This is a genomic window from Roseovarius sp. JB2-10 (genome assembly GCF_055693585.1).
The window spans coordinates 818,410-835,913 of the sequence record NZ_CM146337.1 but is presented as its reverse complement, the minus strand read 5'-3'; the positions used below and the strand labels follow the sequence as shown (position 1 = coordinate 835,913).

Annotated in this window: 17 protein-coding genes; 8 read left to right on the top strand and 9 right to left on the bottom strand. The window is 56.0% G+C overall.

Features of this window, described 5'->3' with window-relative positions; translation table 11 throughout:
- Entirely contained in the window at nt 1-1,074 is a 1,074-nt protein-coding gene (locus ACZ1HJ_RS04170; protein WP_472721082.1) for a DUF2793 domain-containing protein, read from the bottom strand.
- Nucleotides 1,075-1,305: 231 nt separating this feature from the next.
- On the opposite strand from ACZ1HJ_RS04170, the gene rfbC reads away from it, so the two are divergent.
- The 4 genes from rfbC to rfbA are packed head-to-tail and all read left to right on the top strand — an operon-like array spanning nt 1,306 to nt 4,682.
- A complete protein-coding gene (gene rfbC / locus ACZ1HJ_RS04165) occupies nt 1,306-1,875 on the top strand; it encodes a dTDP-4-dehydrorhamnose 3,5-epimerase (protein ID WP_472721081.1) in 570 nt (189 codons plus the stop codon).
- Nucleotides 1,875-2,915, top strand: a complete 1,041-nt coding sequence (gene rfbB / locus ACZ1HJ_RS04160; RefSeq protein WP_472722147.1) for a dTDP-glucose 4,6-dehydratase — start codon at nt 1,875-1,877, stop codon at nt 2,913-2,915. The genes rfbC and rfbB overlap by 1 nt, the downstream gene beginning before the upstream one ends.
- A gap of 30 nt (nt 2,916-2,945) precedes the next feature.
- A complete protein-coding gene (gene rfbD, locus ACZ1HJ_RS04155; protein ID WP_472721080.1) occupies nt 2,946-3,800 on the top strand; it encodes a dTDP-4-dehydrorhamnose reductase in 855 nt (284 codons plus the stop codon).
- Between the two features lie 15 nt (nt 3,801-3,815).
- On the top strand, nt 3,816-4,682 hold the full coding sequence (gene rfbA, locus ACZ1HJ_RS04150) for a glucose-1-phosphate thymidylyltransferase RfbA (protein ID WP_472721079.1): 867 nt from the start codon (nt 3,816-3,818) through the stop codon (nt 4,680-4,682).
- A gap of 126 nt (nt 4,683-4,808) precedes the next feature.
- Here the strand turns inward: rfbA and ACZ1HJ_RS04145 are convergent, their stop codons facing one another.
- Nucleotides 4,809-5,279 carry an SRPBCC family protein gene (locus tag ACZ1HJ_RS04145; RefSeq protein WP_472721078.1) on the bottom strand — a complete coding sequence of 157 codons (471 nt, stop codon included), beginning with the start codon at nt 5,277-5,279 and terminating at the stop codon, nt 4,809-4,811.
- 98 nt (nt 5,280-5,377) lie between these two features.
- Here ACZ1HJ_RS04145 and ACZ1HJ_RS04140 point away from each other — a divergent pair, with 98 nt between their 5' ends.
- Nucleotides 5,378-7,117 carry a winged helix-turn-helix domain-containing protein gene (locus tag ACZ1HJ_RS04140; protein ID WP_472721077.1) on the top strand — a complete coding sequence of 580 codons (1,740 nt, stop codon included), beginning with the start codon at nt 5,378-5,380 and terminating at the stop codon, nt 7,115-7,117.
- Between the two features lie 150 nt (nt 7,118-7,267).
- On the opposite strand, the gene ACZ1HJ_RS04135 is transcribed toward ACZ1HJ_RS04140, so the two are convergent.
- The 6 genes from ACZ1HJ_RS04135 to ACZ1HJ_RS04110 all read right to left on the bottom strand — a co-directional run bounded on the left by ACZ1HJ_RS04135 (nt 7,268) and on the right by ACZ1HJ_RS04110 (nt 14,679).
- Nucleotides 7,268-8,707, bottom strand: coding sequence for a mannose-1-phosphate guanylyltransferase/mannose-6-phosphate isomerase (locus ACZ1HJ_RS04135; protein ID WP_472721076.1), 1,440 nt, complete (start codon nt 8,705-8,707; stop codon nt 7,268-7,270).
- 130 nt (nt 8,708-8,837) lie between these two features.
- Nucleotides 8,838-10,115: an amidohydrolase family protein gene (locus tag ACZ1HJ_RS04130; protein WP_472721075.1), complete on the bottom strand. Its 1,278-nt coding sequence runs from the start codon at nt 10,113-10,115 to the stop codon at nt 8,838-8,840.
- A complete protein-coding gene (locus tag ACZ1HJ_RS04125; protein WP_472721074.1) occupies nt 10,115-11,059 on the bottom strand; it encodes an ABC transporter permease in 945 nt (314 codons plus the stop codon). Before ACZ1HJ_RS04125 ends, ACZ1HJ_RS04130 begins: the two co-directional genes overlap by 1 nt.
- 4 nt (nt 11,060-11,063) lie before the next feature.
- Complete coding sequence (locus ACZ1HJ_RS04120; protein WP_472721073.1) at nt 11,064-12,113, bottom strand: ABC transporter permease; 1,050 nt, start codon at nt 12,111-12,113, stop codon at nt 11,064-11,066.
- Entirely contained in the window at nt 12,103-13,662 is a 1,560-nt protein-coding gene (locus ACZ1HJ_RS04115) for an ABC transporter ATP-binding protein (protein WP_472721072.1), read from the bottom strand. Before ACZ1HJ_RS04115 ends, ACZ1HJ_RS04120 begins: the two co-directional genes overlap by 11 nt.
- Nucleotides 13,663-14,679 (bottom strand): BMP family protein, encoded by a 1,017-nt coding sequence (locus ACZ1HJ_RS04110; RefSeq protein WP_472721071.1) that lies wholly within the window; start codon nt 14,677-14,679, stop codon nt 13,663-13,665.
- 199 nt (nt 14,680-14,878) lie between these two features.
- On the opposite strand from ACZ1HJ_RS04110, the gene ACZ1HJ_RS04105 reads away from it, so the two are divergent.
- The 3 genes from ACZ1HJ_RS04105 to rpsO all read left to right on the top strand — a co-directional run bounded on the left by ACZ1HJ_RS04105 (nt 14,879) and on the right by rpsO (nt 16,350).
- Nucleotides 14,879-15,190 (top strand): DUF5665 domain-containing protein, encoded by a 312-nt coding sequence (locus ACZ1HJ_RS04105; RefSeq protein WP_472721070.1) that lies wholly within the window; start codon nt 14,879-14,881, stop codon nt 15,188-15,190.
- A 91-nt stretch (nt 15,191-15,281) separates the two neighbouring features.
- Entirely contained in the window at nt 15,282-15,932 is a 651-nt protein-coding gene (locus ACZ1HJ_RS04100; RefSeq protein WP_472721069.1) for a hypothetical protein, read from the top strand.
- A gap of 148 nt (nt 15,933-16,080) precedes the next feature.
- Entirely contained in the window at nt 16,081-16,350 is a 270-nt protein-coding gene (gene rpsO, locus ACZ1HJ_RS04095) for a 30S ribosomal protein S15 (RefSeq protein ID WP_472721068.1), read from the top strand.
- A 78-nt stretch (nt 16,351-16,428) separates the two neighbouring features.
- On the opposite strand, the gene ACZ1HJ_RS04090 is transcribed toward rpsO, so the two are convergent.
- Complete coding sequence (locus ACZ1HJ_RS04090; protein ID WP_472721067.1) at nt 16,429-17,403, bottom strand: asparaginase; 975 nt, start codon at nt 17,401-17,403, stop codon at nt 16,429-16,431.
- Between the last annotated feature and the right edge of the window lie 101 nt (nt 17,404-17,504).

Genomic DNA, 17,504 nt, shown 5'->3' with positions numbered 1-17,504 from the left:
TCAGCCGATTTTAAATCCCCAGAAGGTAGTGTCATCCGCCTGAAAATTTCCCGATTGGCCGGAAAACATGCCTTGCAGTTCAATCGTATCGCCACTTATCAGAGGGATCACAGCTTGGGTGTTGATAAAGGTTGAACCGCTGATATGACTGCTGGTGATCCGACCAAAACTACCCGCAACCTGATCGGTTGTGTTTTTGACGATGCGCGCGTTTAGCCGGGCATTGTTGCTGCTGTCTTGCTTGAAGAGAAGGTGTCCACCGAAACTATAGAGCCCGTCCACAGGTGCGGTGAATAGGTTGGTGCCCGCGTCAAACACGGCCTGATCATTATAGCTCATGGTATTGATCGCGATCTTCACCCACGTGTCAGCCGCGCCGAAGTTGTCGAAATTCGTCGCACCTGCAAAGCGGGGCAGGTTGGGTTGATCTACAATGCCGGTGGCGTTGTTCACGGTAAGCCCGTCACGAAAGTTCGTTCCGTCGGGCGTGACGGACAGGCGTAGGTTGTCGTTGCCAAAGAGGCCAAGCAAAGCGCGGGTTGCAAAGTTTGTTTGCAAGACAAAACCAGCGTCATCCGCCGTGGCTTCCTTGTTCAAGGTCTGGATCAGGTCGCCGTTGCCGGTATCCGCCGCATAGAGCGCGGTCCAGAGTGCCGAATTCAGTTTGGCTGAAAATGGCGCGCTGCTGGTGTCCACGCCGATGCCCAGACCCGTAAGGTTTTCCAAAAGGCTGCCGCCAACGATTTGCCAGGCCGAACCATCAAAGACTTTGAGCAACGACGTGTCGATGACAAACACACGCCAGCCTGCCTGCGGTGGATAAAACAGCCAGGCGCCCTGATCAAAACTTGCGATCATACCGTCTTGTCCGGTCCATGCGTCCAAACCGCCCGCCGGGACAAGATACCGTGCGCCTGCATCATTCGAAGGGGGTGGTGTGACTGCCGTTTCAGATAACACGGCAAGCTGCGTCAACGCATCCAGAACACGCAGTGCCTCGTTATGAGTGACGTGTTTTTGGGCCTGTGACGGGGCAAGAAGGGGCAGGTTGAGGTTTGGCAACGTATCCGGCATTGGGAAATCCCTGTTTCAAAGCATCCGCTGAAAAATGTCGCCCAATTCTTTCGTGTCCGTCTGTGTGCCGTTCTGAAGCTTAAGAGATTGTTCAGTATGGATGCTGAGGCCATGATTTTGGACTGCGGCGGATATGATCCACTTCGTACGTAACGCGGTTTCTTGGGGCGTGACTCGGGATGCGGACCTTGTTAAACGGCCAGAGAATATTAGTGACTTGCGGAGTTTGATGTGGACGTTCAACTGACCAACCTGGAAGGCGTTAAAGTGCTGACGCCGCGCCGCTTTGGCGACGATCGGGGGTTTTTTTCCGAAAGTTGGAGCCGTCGCGTTATGCATGAGGCCGGGTTGGCGATTGATTGGGTTCAGGACAATCATTCTCTGTCGGCCCGAGTGGGCACAGTGCGCGGGTTGCACTTTCAATCTCCGCCGCATGCACAGGACAAATTGGTCCGGTGTGGACGCGGTGCGCTCTATGATGTGGTTGTAGATGCTCGCCGTGGCTCTCCGACCTATGGGCAGAGTTTTGGAGAGGTTCTGAGCTTTGAAAACGGTAAACAATTGTTGGTTCCCAAAGGGTTCCTGCACGGGTTTTCCACTCTGCAGCCAGATACTGAAATCATCTACAAGTGTTCCGATTACTATGCGCCCGACTGTGATGGCGCGGTGCGGTTTGATTCCCCGGAATTAGAGATTGATTGGCAGTTGGATGGCATTGAACCACTGTTGAGCGAAAAGGATGCCAAGGCGCAGCTCTTTGCCAACTTTGACAGTCCGTTTGTGTATGAAGGGGCCGCATGATGAAGCTGATCGTGACAGGTGGCGCCGGTTTTATTGGGTCGGCTGTTGTCCGCCAGGCGGTGCGCGATGGGCATCAGGTGATCAATCTTGATGCGCTAACCTACGCGGCGTGTCTGGAAAACGTGGCGTCTGTCACCAATGATCCGAATTACAGTTTTGAAGAAGCCGATATCCGCGACAGGGAGGCATTGGATCGGGTGTTCAAGGCGCATCAACCGGATGCCGTCATGCATCTTGCCGCAGAAAGTCATGTGGATCGTTCGATTGATGGCCCGGGCGACTTTATCGAAACCAATATCACCGGCACCTACAACATGCTGGAGGCGGCACGGGCCTATTGGACAGAGCGCGGTAAACCCGGCGTGTTCCGATTTCATCACATCTCGACCGATGAAGTTTTTGGAACGCTGGGTGACGAAGGCCAGTTCACGGAAGACACGCCTTATGCGCCCAATTCACCCTATTCCGCGTCCAAGGCCGCCAGCGATCATCTGGTACGTGCGTGGGCCGAAACCTATGGCCTGCCTATTGTGATGACCAACTGTTCGAACAACTACGGCCCGTTTCACTTCCCTGAAAAACTGATCCCTGTGGTTATTCTGAATGCATTGGGTGGCAAACCGATCCCGGTTTATGGCAAGGGCGAAAACGTGCGCGACTGGCTTTACGTCGAAGACCACGCCGATGCGCTTTTGACCGTTCTTCAAAAGGGTGAGGTGGGTCGCAGTTACAATATCGGCGGCGAAAATGAGGCCAAGAACATCGATATCGTCAGAATGATCTGCGCTATCTTGGATGAAAAGCGTCCTGCGGACACTCCATATGCAGATCAAATCACCTTTGTTACAGATCGGCCCGGCCATGATTTGCGATATGCGATTGATCCGACGCGTATCGCGACCGAACTGGGCTGGCGCCCCTCGGTCACACTGGAGCAAGGGCTTAAAAAGACAGTGCAATGGTATCTGGACAATGAGGACTGGTGGCGCGCGTTGCAATCGCGGGAAGGTGTCGGTCAGCGATTGGGTAAAACCGGCTAACAAGATCCAAAGGGTCTGAAGGACAGGCAGATGACATTTCTCGTGTTCGGAAAAAGCGGCCAGGTGGCCACGGAATTGGCACGCTTGCCGCACGTTTTGTGCCTGGGGCGTGATCATGCAGACTTGAGTGATCCTGCCGCGTGCGCCGCAGAAATCGAGAATCACAATCCGACTGCGGTTATCAACGCCGCTGCTTATACAGCTGTAGACAAGGCTGAATCCGAGGAAGACTTGGCAACCGTGATCAATGGCGATGCGCCCGGCGTGATGGCCAAGGCCTGCGCCGAACGGGGCATCCCGATGGTACATATTTCAACGGATTACGTGTTCGAAGGCGGTGGCACGGACCCTTGGCGACCAGAAGATGCTACCGGGCCGCTCAGCGCCTATGGGCGCTCAAAGCTCGAGGGTGAGAACGCTATTCGTTCAGCGGCAGGTGTGCATGCCATTCTGAGAACCAGCTGGGTTGTGTCTGCGCATGGGGCGAATTTTGTGAAGACCATGCTGCGTCTTGGTGCAGAGCGCGATCAACTCACCATCGTCGCAGATCAGATTGGGGGGCCCACGCCGGCCCATGATATCGCGGCAGCGTGCCACCGGATGGCTACTGAACTTACGAACGATGCATCCAAATCTGGAACCTATCATTTTTCTGGCGCGCCGGACGCCAGTTGGGCGGATTTTGCGCGCGAGATTTTTGCGCAATCCGGCCTCACCTGCGAAGTGACTGATATTCCAACATCTGACTACCCAACCCCCGCAACGCGGCCGCTGAACTCCCGGATGGATTGTAGCGCGCTACAGGCTGCGTTTGGTATAACTCGCCCGGACTGGCGCATTGGGTTGGCTGACATTCTGCGCGATCTGAATGCAGTCGCCGAGTAAAAAAGGAAGCCGATTATGACTGAACGCAAAGGTATCATTCTGGCAGGCGGATCAGGCACGCGGCTTTATCCGATCACGAAGGGTGTGTCGAAACAGCTTCTGCCGATTTATGACAAGCCGATGATCTACTACCCGCTGAGCGTTTTGATGCTGTCGGGTATTCGAGAGATCGCGATCATTACCACGCCGCAGGATCAGGACCAGTTCAAGCGAATGCTGGATGATGGCAGCCAATGGGGGCTTAGCTTCACGTATATTGTTCAACCCTCTCCGGACGGCCTTGCGCAGGCATTTATTCTGGCTGAGGATTTTCTGGATGGTGCCGCGTCGACATTGGTTTTGGGGGATAACATCTTTTTTGGTCATGGCTTGCCAACCTTGTTGGAAGAGGCAGATGCCAAAGACACGGGTGGCACGGTATTTGGCTACCAGGTTGCAGATCCTGAACGGTACGGCGTGGTTGATTTCGACAAAGATGGCACCGTGCGCGAGATCATCGAAAAGCCCGAGGTGCCACCCTCAAACCACGCTGTGACCGGGCTCTATTTCGTGGATGGATCGGCACCGGAAAAGGCAAGGCAGGTCAAACCGTCTGCGCGTGGGGAGCTGGAAATCACCTCGCTTCTTGAGATCTATCTCAAAGAGGGGACGCTTGATGTCCAGCGAATGGGTCGTGGTTATGCATGGCTGGATACAGGAACGCATGGCAGCCTTCTGGATGCGGGCAATTTTGTACGCACGATTCAAAAGCGCCAAGGTCAGCAGATCGGTTGCCCGGAAGAGATTGCTTTTGAGATGGGCTTTATCACCCGTGAAGCATTGATGGCTCAGGCCGAGCAATACATGAAGAACGATTACGGCAAGTATTTGAAAAAGCTGTAGGGTTTAACCAGATACAGATCGTTTTCCATCGGACTTTCAGATCAGGCACGCCGACAAAAAGCGCGATTTCCGGGATGCTCAAAAAATCCCGGAAACAGCAGTCACACCTATCTCAGCTCCTGCCAATTATTGGGCGAGATGTTTTTCGATCGCAGCCAAACCAGCTTCGTACATTTCAGCGATCGCAGCTTCCATGTCTGGTTCATCGGACGAGAAACGGCCCGACCAACTGATGAGTGCGCCGTTTAAAGACTCGATCGAGAATGTTGCGATGTAGTTTTCAATTGGCAAAGATGACTCAACGATGCTGTATGTATAAGACAGCCCCGGTTCCTTCGCGATGCGCTTTTCCACAATCATCGATCCATCGACGGCAGTGAGATGACGATGAAGCTGACCATCGGTCACTTCAAGTGTGCAGGCCGTCAATGCCGGGTGCCAATCGTCAACATCGCAGAAGTCTCCGACCATGTTCCATGCCTCCACTGCGGGGGATGAAAGTTGAAGCGTGCGTTGCACTTTGTAGTCGGCGGATTGAGCACCTGCGGCGGGTAGGCTGGCTATGCTAGCGGCAATCAAAACGGCGTAAATTTTCATGGCTGTGTCCCTCTTTTTTGGTCCGTGATCAACACGCGGGCAACCTTGCAGTGGAAGTGAATGCCATTGCTAAATCGGTAACCCGCCCGCTAGGTTAAATGCGCATGGAGGCGGCTGAAATGTCCGGAAAAAACTACGAAAAAGAGACGAAATCTGAAGAACGGTTTCAACTGGGTAGCTTCATATTTTCCTTGCGCACCAACGAACTGACCGATGAAAACGGCCATTCCGTCCATTTGCGCAGCCAGAGCACGGAAGTCTTGAAATATCTGGTTTTGCGTGCGGGAGAGTTGGTTTCAAAATCAGATTTGATCGAAAACGTGTGGTCTGAGACGTTTGTCACCGATGACAGTCTGGTGCAATGCATCGCGGATATCAGGCGTGCGTTGAACGATACGGACCACGTGATCGTACAGACGTTACCCAAGAAGGGCTACAAACTGACTGTAACACGACACCCCGATAAACTGGATGCCCCAGTCGGCATGCAAGGCAGCCCAAGCGCACCTGGATTTTTTGCCTCCAGCCTATTCAGACGCTTGGCATTGGCCAGCGGCGTTGTGGCTTTGCTCGGTGGTGTTTTTGTGTGGAAGTTTGCCGGATCTGAATTTGACCCGCTTAGATCCACTTCAGAGACCCTGCCCCTTCCCGGCAAGCCATCAATAGCAGTGTTGGCGTTTGACAATCTGACTGGAGGTGCTTCGCAGGATTACCTAAGTGACGGGCTTAGCGAGAATATTATCACGGCCTTGGCGCGCTTCCCGGATTTCTTTGTCATCGCGCGCAATTCAAGCTTCACCTACAAAGGCAAGCCCACGAAAGTTCAGCAAGTCGCAGCAGAACTGGGCGTTCGTTATGTTGTTGAAGGCAGCATTCAGTTTGCAGATGATACGTTTCGTGCCACTGCGCAGTTGATCGATGCCCTTACCGGTAAGCATATATGGGCGGAGAGTTATGATCGCGACATGGCGGATATTTTTGATGTACAAGACGAGATAACCGAGACCATCGCGTCGACGCTCGTGGCAAGCATAAATCTGGCTGAGTACAATCGCTTGAAACACCAGCCGACGGAAAACCTCGGTGCATATGAACTCTTCAAACGCGCGCAGGAGCAATCTTTCACGTTCACGAAAGACGGTAACATTCGCGCTTTGAAACTGGCCGAACAGGCCGTCGCGCTCGACCCGAGTTTTACGGGTGCTTACGTGGAGCTTGCTTGGGCCCATATCAACGGCGCGCGTTGGGGCTGGAGTGAGAATACGCCGCGTGAAAAATCGCTTGAAATGGCCTTCGCGATGGCGAGGAAGGCGATCGAATTAGAGCCGTTTAATTTCAAAGGCCACTGGGTTCTGGCAAACGCGACGACCCAAACCGGTGATCTGCAAGGTTCGGCCATGCTCTACGATAAGGCGATTTCCCTGAATCCGAATTCCGCCTCTGTGCTTGCTGATTCAATTGATCCACTGGTCTATGGCGGCAGGGCAAGTGAGGGTGTTGAGCGGATGAAATCAGCAATCCGTCTCAACCCGCATCATCAGGATTGGTATCTTTGGAACTTGGGATGGGCTCAGTACTTTGCCGAGGACTACGAGGGTGCGCTTGCTTCGATCGAACAAATGAACGAAGTCCCAAATCAGCTTAAGCGCACCCTTGCTCCGATACTGCTGCGGTTAGGACAAGAAGATGAAGCGCGTGCTGTGATCGATGAATTTATGAAGGAAAACCCGGATTACGATATTGAAGAGGCGCAGTCAGCACCGTTCAGTAACGGGGCATATCTGAACCGTTGGCTAGAAGATTTACGAAAACTGGGTGTCCCGGAAAGCGCGCCTTAGCCGTATGCGTTGCTAGTTTAGGGTAGCAAATTGAACATAAAACCCATCCGTTAGGTCTGCGACGACATTTCGGAGAATGCTGGGTTTTCTGCCGGATCAGTTGGCATCCGGCTCAATGTGCAGATTCTATAGGCCATTCTGAACGTTTCACTACCCTTTGGCGCCTTGGCCGCGGTCATACACATCTTCCAGACGTACGATGTCATCCTCACCCAAGTAACTACCGGTCTGTACTTCGATCAGGACCATTGGGACTTTGCCCGGGTTCTCCATGCGGTGCACCGCGCCCAGTGGGATATAGACGCTTTCGTTTTCCGAGAGCAGTTTGACCTCGTCGTCGATCGTGACCTTGGCTGTGCCCGCCACAACGATCCAATGCTCTGCCCTATGGTGGTGGCTCTGCAGGCTGAGGATGCCGCCGGGTTTCACAACAATGCGTTTCACCTGAAAGCGATCCCCGAGTGCGAGAGTTTCGAACATGCCCCACGGACGCTGATCCCAAGGGAATTCCGTGGCTTGTTTGGCATCCTTCTGTTTCAGTTGATCGACAACTTTCTTCACGTCCTGTGCGCGTGATTTATCGGCTACCAAAACAGCATCGCGCGTGGAAACAACCATAACGTCCTTGAGGCCGAGCCCAACAAGTTCAACGCCGTCATCTTCGGCACGCAACAGGCTGTCTGAGCAATCAACCGCGGTTGCCGTGCCATGCATGGCATTCCCATTGGCATCAGATGCCATGTGACGGCTGACAGAATCCCAATCCCCCAGGTCGGACCAACCGCCGGTGTATGGGACGACCACCAGATTGTCGGCCTTTTCCATCACGGCGTAATCGATCGAAATGTCTTCCACGGCGCTCCATGCGGCGGGATCGATGCGGAAAAAATCCAGATCAGGCTGGGTTTTTTCAACCGCGGCTCGGACCTGATCAACAAGCTGCGGAGCGTGGGTTTGGAAAGCCGCCAGAATCCCGCGGACAGAGAATAGGAAAATCCCACCGTTCCAAAGGAAATTGCCGCTGTCCAACATCTTCTGGGCCGTTGCTTTGTCGGGCTTCTCGACAAATTGCGCCAATGGGATTGGCCCGGAGGCACCGGTCGGATCAGCCGTCAATTCAAGGTATCCGTATGCGGTTTCGGGTCTGTCGGGGGCAATACCGAAGGTGACCAGCTTTCCCGCTTCAGCTGCCGATTTGCCCATTTGCACAGCCGCCGTGAAGTCCGCACTGCTGGGGATTATGTGATCGGAGGGTGCGACCAGTAACAAACCATCAGGATTGCGCGCCTCCAACCACAACGCTGCGGCCAGAACTGCGGGCGCGGTGTTGCGCCCCTCGGGTTCGATCAGAACGGTGCCGTTTTCGACCCCTTCGTCGCGCAATTGTTCTGTTGCGATGAACCGAAAATCTGACCCAGTGATGACCACGGGTGCTGTGTAATCCGGCCCGGACAGCCGATGGGCGGATGCCTGAAACAGACTCTGTTCCCCCACAAGGCGCGTGAACTGTTTGGGGTAACTCTTGCGCGACAGGGGCCATAGGCGCGTACCGGAGCCACCGGCAAGCAAAACAGGGGTAATCTGGGTCAAACTGTAAACTCCTGGCCAGGATCACGTCAATTTGGCGCACGCATAGCATGAAATTCTCTGCGGCACAGCATCAGAACCCGCTGATATGGTTAATATATGGCGATAATTGGAAGTCTCGGTGCAGGATTGCCTAGCTGTGGGCGTTGTACCTGCGCCGGATGTTTGACGGCCTTCCCGGCAGGGTCAGCCTCGCATCCGGGCGCGGCGCGGAGGCGATGACCTTGCCCTTTGAGATCACATGCAATCGCGTGGCGCGCAGCCGGATAGCTTCGATTGGATGACTGGCGTCGAGGATAACAAGCGATGCCTGAGCGCCCTTCCGCAGACCATAGGTATCCAGCCCCATGATTGCGGCGCTGTCTACGGTGACCATGTCAAAGCATTTTCGCATTTCTGCAGGGTCTGACATCTGCGCCACGTGCAGACCCATAAATGCGACGTCGAGCATGTCGGCCGTTCCGAGCGAATACCATGGATCCAGAACGCAATCCTGACCAAAGCCAACCTGGATTCCATGCGCCAGCATCTCCTTGACCCGTGTCAAACCGCGCCGTTTGGGGAAGGTATCATGCCGCCCCTGGATCATGATGTTGATCAGCGGATTTGGGATGGCGGCCACTTCTGCCTCTGCCATCAGCGGCAGCAGTTTCGAGACATAGTAATTGTCCATCGAGTGCATTGACGTCAGATGCGATCCGGCAACGCGCCCCTGCAGCCCCAGGCGTTGTGTCTCGTAGGCCAGTGTTTCGATATGGCGGCTCATCGGATCGTCGGTTTCGTCGCAATGCATATCCACGCGCAGACCACGTTCCGCTGCAATTTCGCACAGCTCTTTCACGGAGGCCGCACCATCGGCCATCGTGCGTTCAAAATGCGGGATGCCGCCCACCACATCCACGCCCATATCCAGCGCGCGGATCGTGTTTTCCCGCGCGGTCGGGTCGCGGTAGAACCCGTCCTGCGGGAAGGCGACTAGTTGCAGATCGATGTAATCTTTGATCTTCTCGCGCACGTCCAAGAGTGCTTCGACGCCCAGAAGCCGGTCATCGCAGGTGTCCACATGGCTGCGAATGTGCAGAAGGCCCATGCTGGCGGCCCAATCGCAATAGGTGAGCGCGCGTTCCACCACTTCGTCTTGCGTCATGACCTCTTTCAGTTCACCCCAAAGACCAATCCCTTCAAGCAGTGTCCCCGAGGCATTGATGCGCGGAGTGCCGTAGGACATCGTCGCATCCAGATGAAAATGCGGATCCACGAAGGGCGGGCTGACCAAGTCGCCGCTGGCGTCGATCACCTGTCCGGCTTCGGCGTCGACCTGGCCGACCTCGGCAATCACGTCGCCCTTGATGCCGATATCCGTCACCGTCCCGTCGGGCAGCGTGCCCCCTTTGACAATCAAATCGAACATCAGCGTTCCCCCTTGTTGAACGGCACCATCAGGGCGGCGGGCACTTCGGCCCGGCGCGACATGACGATCAGGGCCAGTATAGACAGGAAATATGGCATCATCAGGAAGATTTGGTACGGGACGTTGGCCCCCAACGGCGTCTGCTGGATGCGGATTTGCAGGGCATCAAAGGCGGCAAAGAGAATCGCGCCCAGCAAGGCCTTACCCGGCCGCCATGCACCAAAGACCACCAACGCAATGCAGATCCAGCCGCGGCCGTTGACCATTTCAAAGAAGAAACTGTCAAAGGCCGACATGGTCAGGAACGCGCCGCCCACCGCCATCAGCCCGCTGCCCACTATGACCGCCCCCATGCGGATGCCCGTCACCGAGAGGCCCTGTGCCGCAACCGCAGAGGGGTTCTCGCCCGCCGCCCGCAGGGCCAATCCCAAAGGCGTTCTGTAGAGGATGACCGACACAACGATCACCAGAATAAACGCCAGATAGGTCAGTGGCGTCTGTGCAAACAGAGCGGGGCCGATAATCGGCAAGTCGGACAGCAGCGGGATTTCAAAGGGCTGAAACGCCTCGATCTTGGGTGGGCTTGTGACTTCGGGAAGGGCCAGACGGTAGGCGTAGTAGGTCAAGGATGTGGCTAACAGAGTAACCCCAAGGCCCACCACGTGCTGCGACAGGCCAAAGGGCACTGTCAGGGTGGAATGCACAAGGCCGAACATCATGCCCACCGCCATCGCCACGCAAACCCCGCCCCAAAGGCCCATGCCGGAATACACGGCCATCCAGCCCGCAAAGGCGCCCGCCACCATGATCCCTTCGATGCCAAGGTTCAGCACACCGGCGCGCTCGCAGATCAATTCGCCCAGAGTGGCAAAGATCAACGGGCTCGCGATGCGGATCGCGGCGGTCCAGAAACTGGCGGAAAGGAGTATTTCTATCAGGTCCATCGCGCTACTCCCGCACCACGCGGAACCGCGTCAACATGATCGCCAGCACCATGAGCAAAAGCGCTGTGGCCAGCATGATATCGGCGAGATAAGTTGGCACGCCTACCGCGCGGCTCATGCTGTCAGCGCCCACGAAAATCCCCGCCACGAACAGTGCTGCCGCGATCACCGCCAGCGGATTGAGTAGAGCCAGCATCGCCACGATGATGCCGGTGTATCCAAAGCCGGGTGACAGATCCAAGGTCAGGTTGCCTTTCAGCCCGGCGGCCTCAGAGAACCCGGCCAGCGCCGCCAGTCCACCTGACAACAGCGCAGTTTTGATCAGAACTCTGTTGACGGGGATGCCCGCAAACTTGGCGGCTTCGCGGTTCAGTCCCACGGCGCGCATCTCATACCCCAAGGTCGTGCGGCGCTCGATCAACCAGACCACCAAGGCAGCGATCAGCGCCAGCGCAAAGCCCCAGTGCAGCCGCAACCCGTCGAAGATGCGCGGTAGCCGCGCTTCGGGGATCAAGCGCGCCGATTTTGGCCAGCCCATGCCCATCGGGTCTTTCAAAGGCCCTTCCAGCAGCATCGAGATGAAGAGCAGGAAAATGAAGTTGAAGAGAAGTGTTGTAACCACCTCATCCACGCCAAACCGCACTTTCAACAGTGCCGGGACCAGCAGCACAATCGCGCCTGCCAGCATGGCCAGAACTGCCAGCGTTGGCAGCAACAGCCCCGAAGGCCAGGCCAGTGCACCTGTGCCCAGCACCACGGTGATAAGCGCCCCTGCGTAAAGCTGCGCCTCGGCTCCGATGTTCCACAGCTTGGCCCGGAACGCGACGGCCACGGCCAAGCCTGTAAAGATCAGCGGCGTGGCCCGGTTCAACGTTTCCAGTAGCGCAAATTTCGACCCGGCCGCGCCCTTAAGGATCAGCCCCAGCACCGAAAACGGGTTCGCCCCCGCCAGCATCGCCAACAGGGACGCGATCACAACCGTCGCCACAATTGCCGCAAAGGGCAGGGCAAAAGACCGCGTCAGCGTTGGGTTGGCGATGGGTTCAAGACGCATGGGCGTGCCTCTCATCGAAACCGTGGCCTGCCATCCAAACGCCCAGTTCGGCCGGCGTCATTGATCCGCGGGGAAACTCGGGGGATAGACGACCTTCCGAGATCACATGGATCACATCCGACAGCGCCATGATCTCATCCAAATCTTCCGAGATCAGCAGCACAGCAGCGCCTTGATCCCGCGCGTCGAGCAGTCGTGAATGCACATAGTTCACCGCGCCGATATCCAGCCCCCGTACCGGTTGATTGGCCAGAATGATGCGCGGTTCGGCTTCCAGCACACGGCCAAGGATCAGCTTCTGCATGTTGCCGCCCGAAAGCAGCCTGATCCGCGTGCCGGGTCCCGGGCAGCGTACATCATAGGTGTCGATTACATCGCGGGTAAACGCCTCGGCACGGCTCCAGTTCATCCAGCCGCGTTGGCTGAAGGGTGCATCGCGATAGCTTTCGAGAATGGCATTCTCTGTCAGATCAAAATCCGCAATGGTGCCGGTCTTGTGCCGGTCCTCGGGGATGCGTGCGATACCGCTTTGCACCGCCTCGCGCGGGGTCCAGTTGGCAGGGCTCTGATCCTCCAGAACCAAGGCACCGGCCTCGGGCTGTGTCAGCCCGCCAATCAGATCGGCCAGCGCGGCCTGCCCGTTGCCCGACACACCGGCCAGCCCCGTGATCTGCCCCGCGCGCAGCGCCAGTGTTACGTCTTTTAACCCGGGCGCATTGCCCTGGTCGGGCGTTGCTACATCGCGCAGTGTCATCAGCGCCGGGCCGGGTTGTGACGGGGCCACCTCTGGTGCGTCAACGTCTGAGCCCACCATCAGCGCCGCCAGCTTGCGCGCATCCACATCCCGCGTCTGTTCCTCGGCCACCAATTTGCCATGCCGCAGGATCAGGACCCGATCCGAGATCGCCATCACCTCGTGCAGCTTGTGCGAGATGAAAACGATCGACAGCCCCTTGGCCACCGCCTCGCGCAAGGTTTCAAACAGATCATCGGTTTCCTGCGGGGTCAGCACCGCGGTGGGTTCATCAAGGATCAGTACCCGAGCATCCCGGTAAAGCGCCTTGAGGATTTCCACCCGCTGGCGTTCACCCACGGTCAGGGACCCCACGCGCGCGTCGGGATCGACCGACAGATGAAAATCTTCGGCGAGGCCCATGATCTTGGCGCGCGCCGCGGTCCGGTCCAACCCGGGCCGCCACAGCGATTGCGTGCCCAAGGTCACGTTCTCCAGAACGGTCATGTTATCCGCCAGCGTGAAATGCTGATGCACCATGCCCACGCCCGCATCCAGCGCCGCGCGCGGATTGCCCGGCGGCAGTTCGGCCCCAAAGACCTCAACCGTGCCCTCATCGGCGGTGTACTGGCCAAAGAGAATGTTCATCAGCGTGGTTTTGCCCGCGCCGTTTTCGCCCAGAAGGGCAATCACCTCACCGCGATGCAAAGACAGGCTGACCGCATCATTCGCGGTCAGCTTGCCAAATCGCTTGGTGATGTTGTTCAGGCGCAGGACGATTTGCGCGTCGTCCTGCACATCGACCTGACCGGTCATTTAAGACGATTTCGGCTCTTCGTCATTGATCGCCACTTCGTAGGCGCCCGATCTGATCTCCTCGGTCCGGCTGGCCACCATGTCGAGAGCGGCCTGCGGGACTTTGCCTTCAAACGTCCCCAGAGGCGCCAGTGAGCAGCCGCCTTCCTTCATGAAGGAATAGATGCCGTAATCTGCGGCGGTGAATGATCCGTCCTGCACTTTGGCGATGGCTGCATCCAGCGTCGGCTCGAAATGCCAGATGGCCGAGGCCACGACGGTTTCCGGATAGTCGGCTTGCGTGTCGATCACGTTACCTATGGCCAGTATGCCCTTTTCCTGCGCCGCATCCGACACGCCAAAGCGCTCGGCATAGAGCATGTCCGCGCCATTTTCGATCATGGCAAATGCGGTTTCCTTGGCCTTGGGCGGATCGAACCACGAGCCAATGAAGCTGACCTGGAAGGTTGCATCGGACCGCATTTCCTGAACGCCCGCCATGAAGGCATGCATCAGACGGTTAACTTCGGGGATTGGGAAGCCACCAACCATGCCTATGTTTCCGCTTTCCGTCATCGATCCGGCGATGATGCCTGACAGGTAGGAAGCGTCCTGAATGTAGTTGTCAAACACCGAGAAGTTCGGAAGGCTTGCATCTTCCTTGAAACTCGAACCCATCAGGAAGGCGATATCGGGGTACTCGGCCGCCACTTCGCGCGCTTCTTGCTCTGCGCCAAACACCTCACCAATGATCAGCTTGTGGCCTTGTTCCGCATATTCGCGCATCACGCGGGTATAATCGGTGTTGCTGACATTTTCGGAAAACGTGTAGCTGATATCACCGCGACCTTCGGCCGTTACGGCGGCCTGATGGATGCGGCTGACCCATTGCTGTTCAACAGGTACAGTATAGATGCCAGCGGTTTTGATCGGGTCGGCAGCCAGCAATTTGCTTGGTGCGCCAGCAATCAGCGTTGCGCCTGCCGTTGTGCCCAAAAAGGCGCGCCGCGACATCCCCGTGAAATTCTTGTGTGTCATGTCAGTACTCCCAGTCCGTTATTGTTTTACCAATTGGTAAAATTATTCTCGCGAAATTGCAAAGGAAACGATTCCGCTTGGCTCTTTTATAGGGTGTGGTCATTGGTGTGCCTATGTCGGAATCATGGGCTAGCTGGATCATCCGCATGATAGTAAGCTGGCCCAAAGACCAATCTGGCCGGTCAATCAGGAGCCGCCTATGACAATTCCCGAAAATGACCCGGACAGTGAATTGCTGACTAAAAATCAGGCGGTGATGCTGAGTAATTTGGCGGATGAACTACGCACGCTCAACAAGCACAGGTTCATTCGGATGCACAACTCCGCGTGGCGATTGCTCACCTTCAACTTCATGCGTGGCCTTGCGTTTGGTTTGGGCTCTGTGATTGGTGCCACGGTCTTGCTGTCTGTTGTGGTGTATTGGCTTGCACAATTCGAATGGCTGCCGATTGTTGGAGATTGGTTAGGGCAGCTGGCTGAGCAAATAGACCCGAAACCATCTGATAATTAACGAAAATTTTACCACGATCATCGGTTTTATTTGATTGTAAGGCCTTTATGTGGCCCATTCCATGTTGGTTAAACGGTTCTGGATTCGTGACATGCTTCTTCTGGCGGGATTGATGGGTGCACTGGCTGTCGGTGCGACGGCATTGGTCGGACTTGAGGTCATGAGTGAGCCAGAGTCTGAGCATGACGAAGACGCGTTGCAGCCTGAACGTGGTGCTGAGGACCTCGATCATGATGGCGAAGACCTCGTTTCCATTGCAACGGCCGGATATCAGGACGTTTCAGACTACGCGCCAGATACGGCGGAACAGAACCACATGATCGAGATTTCCGATGGTTCGGAGTTGAACCTCGATGACGCGGAAAGTTACTTCGCAGAGAACCACAGTGCCGTCTTTGAAAATGGTGAGCTGGGTGAACAAAGTAATGTTCACGCAGAAGCGTCTCAATTTGAACCCGTAGAAGTAGGTGAAGAAGTCAGCCCCGGTGATATCTTGACAGAGATGCATCTTGATGACGTGCGGGATTTTTCTGCGGATGAAGACCGGCTTGTTGTTGTTTATGATGACGGTGTTGATCCGGATCCCCAGGTCGGCCTTGAAGCGGATGAGACCGAACAGACGCGCACGCACCTTACGCTGAACGGCGTTCGAATTGCGGCTGTGCACGAGGCCGAAGGTCTGACGCTGGATCACGTAACACTGGTCGCACAAAGTACTGTGGAAAACGCCGCTGCGGCCTAAAGGCCCACAGCTGATTTTCTCTTTTCTTCCCGACGAATATCTCCTATACGCGCCCATCTCCCGGACGAATCCGGGGGTTTCTCCATAGGACCCTGCTGGACGACATCCCGGCTTGTGCCCTTAACCCTTAGACGACAAGGAGACCCCGATGTCGATCACAGTCGAAGAAAAAGCCCGTGTAATGAAAGACTTCGCGACAAAGGACGGCGACACCGGTTCGCCCGAAGTTCAGGTCGCGATCCTGACATCACGGATCACAACGCTGACCGAGCATTTCAAGACCCACAAAAAAGACAACCACGGTCGTCGTGGTCTTTTGAAAATGGTCGCACAGCGTCGTAAACTGCTGGATTACCTGAAAGACAAAGACGATGCGCGTTACCGCGATCTGATCAAGCGTCTCGGCATCCGCCGCTAATTAGCGCCTGAAAAGAATTCGAACCGCGTTTGGTGCATCTACACCGGGCGCGGTTTTTTTGTGGCTATCTTGTTTGCTTTATCCAGCAGCCGGTCCCGTCATTTCCCCGCAGATTGGCGATCGCAAAAACTCGCGGCGCGTGTCAATCGAACCATCTTGGCTCAACGCCAATACCATCTTTACATACGCCGCTTCGACCGTCATGTCGCGACCATCTATGGCATGATGATGGATCAAGGGCGCGCCTGCCGCGTAAGTGCCAAGTGCTATTCCGCCTTCCGGGCATTGACTGACAGCCAGCACCGGAATGCTACGGTGGTGAGCCAAACGCAGCGCCTCTTCTGTATTGGGCGTGTTTGGGATGGTGCCCGATCCGAAGCACCTAAGGACAATGCCATCACAGGAACGGGCGGCGTTCAGCAGTACGTTGCCAAAGCCACCGGGGACAACGGGCAAAATCGCAACATCCGGATGTCCGAATTCATGACGTTGTCGTGAGCCTTTCGCGGCGCGTCTGGGCGCATCGTCTGAAGGGACTGCATTGAACGCGTCAAAGGACTGCGAATGCGTTTTTCGAATACGTCCGCCATGTAAAAACCGACCGGCAAATTGCACCCAGACACCGGGTTTCGCGTGGTCGGTGCTTTCGATTGCATCCGAAAGGTTGCGATGCCCATCATTCCCAGGTTCCGAAAGTGGCAACATCGACCCTGTTAAAATGACTGCTTTCTGCAGGCCTTCCAACGCCATCGCCAAGGCGGCGGATGTGTAGGCCAACGTGTCGGTTCCGTGGGTTACGACGAAGCCGTCGAAAATGTCATGATGTTCATGGATGACCCCGGAAATCCTGTTCCAGTCCTGCGGTGTTGCATTCGCGCTGTCGATCAGTGGTTTCAACAGATGCACTTGCGCGTTCACACCGGAACCGTTTTTAGCAAGCACCCGCGAAACTTCCGCCTCCACAACGCCTTCTTCGGGTGTGAAGCCGTGTTTAGAACGCACCATACCGATCGTGCCGCCCGTATGAATCAGCAAAATGCGCTTTGTCGCCATACGTCCCCCGATGGTGAAAACCAGCCTTGCGCAGCGATATCACGGTGGCCCACATCAGCCAATCGCCGCGGAATTGAAATTACCTGTGTGTATTCCCCAAT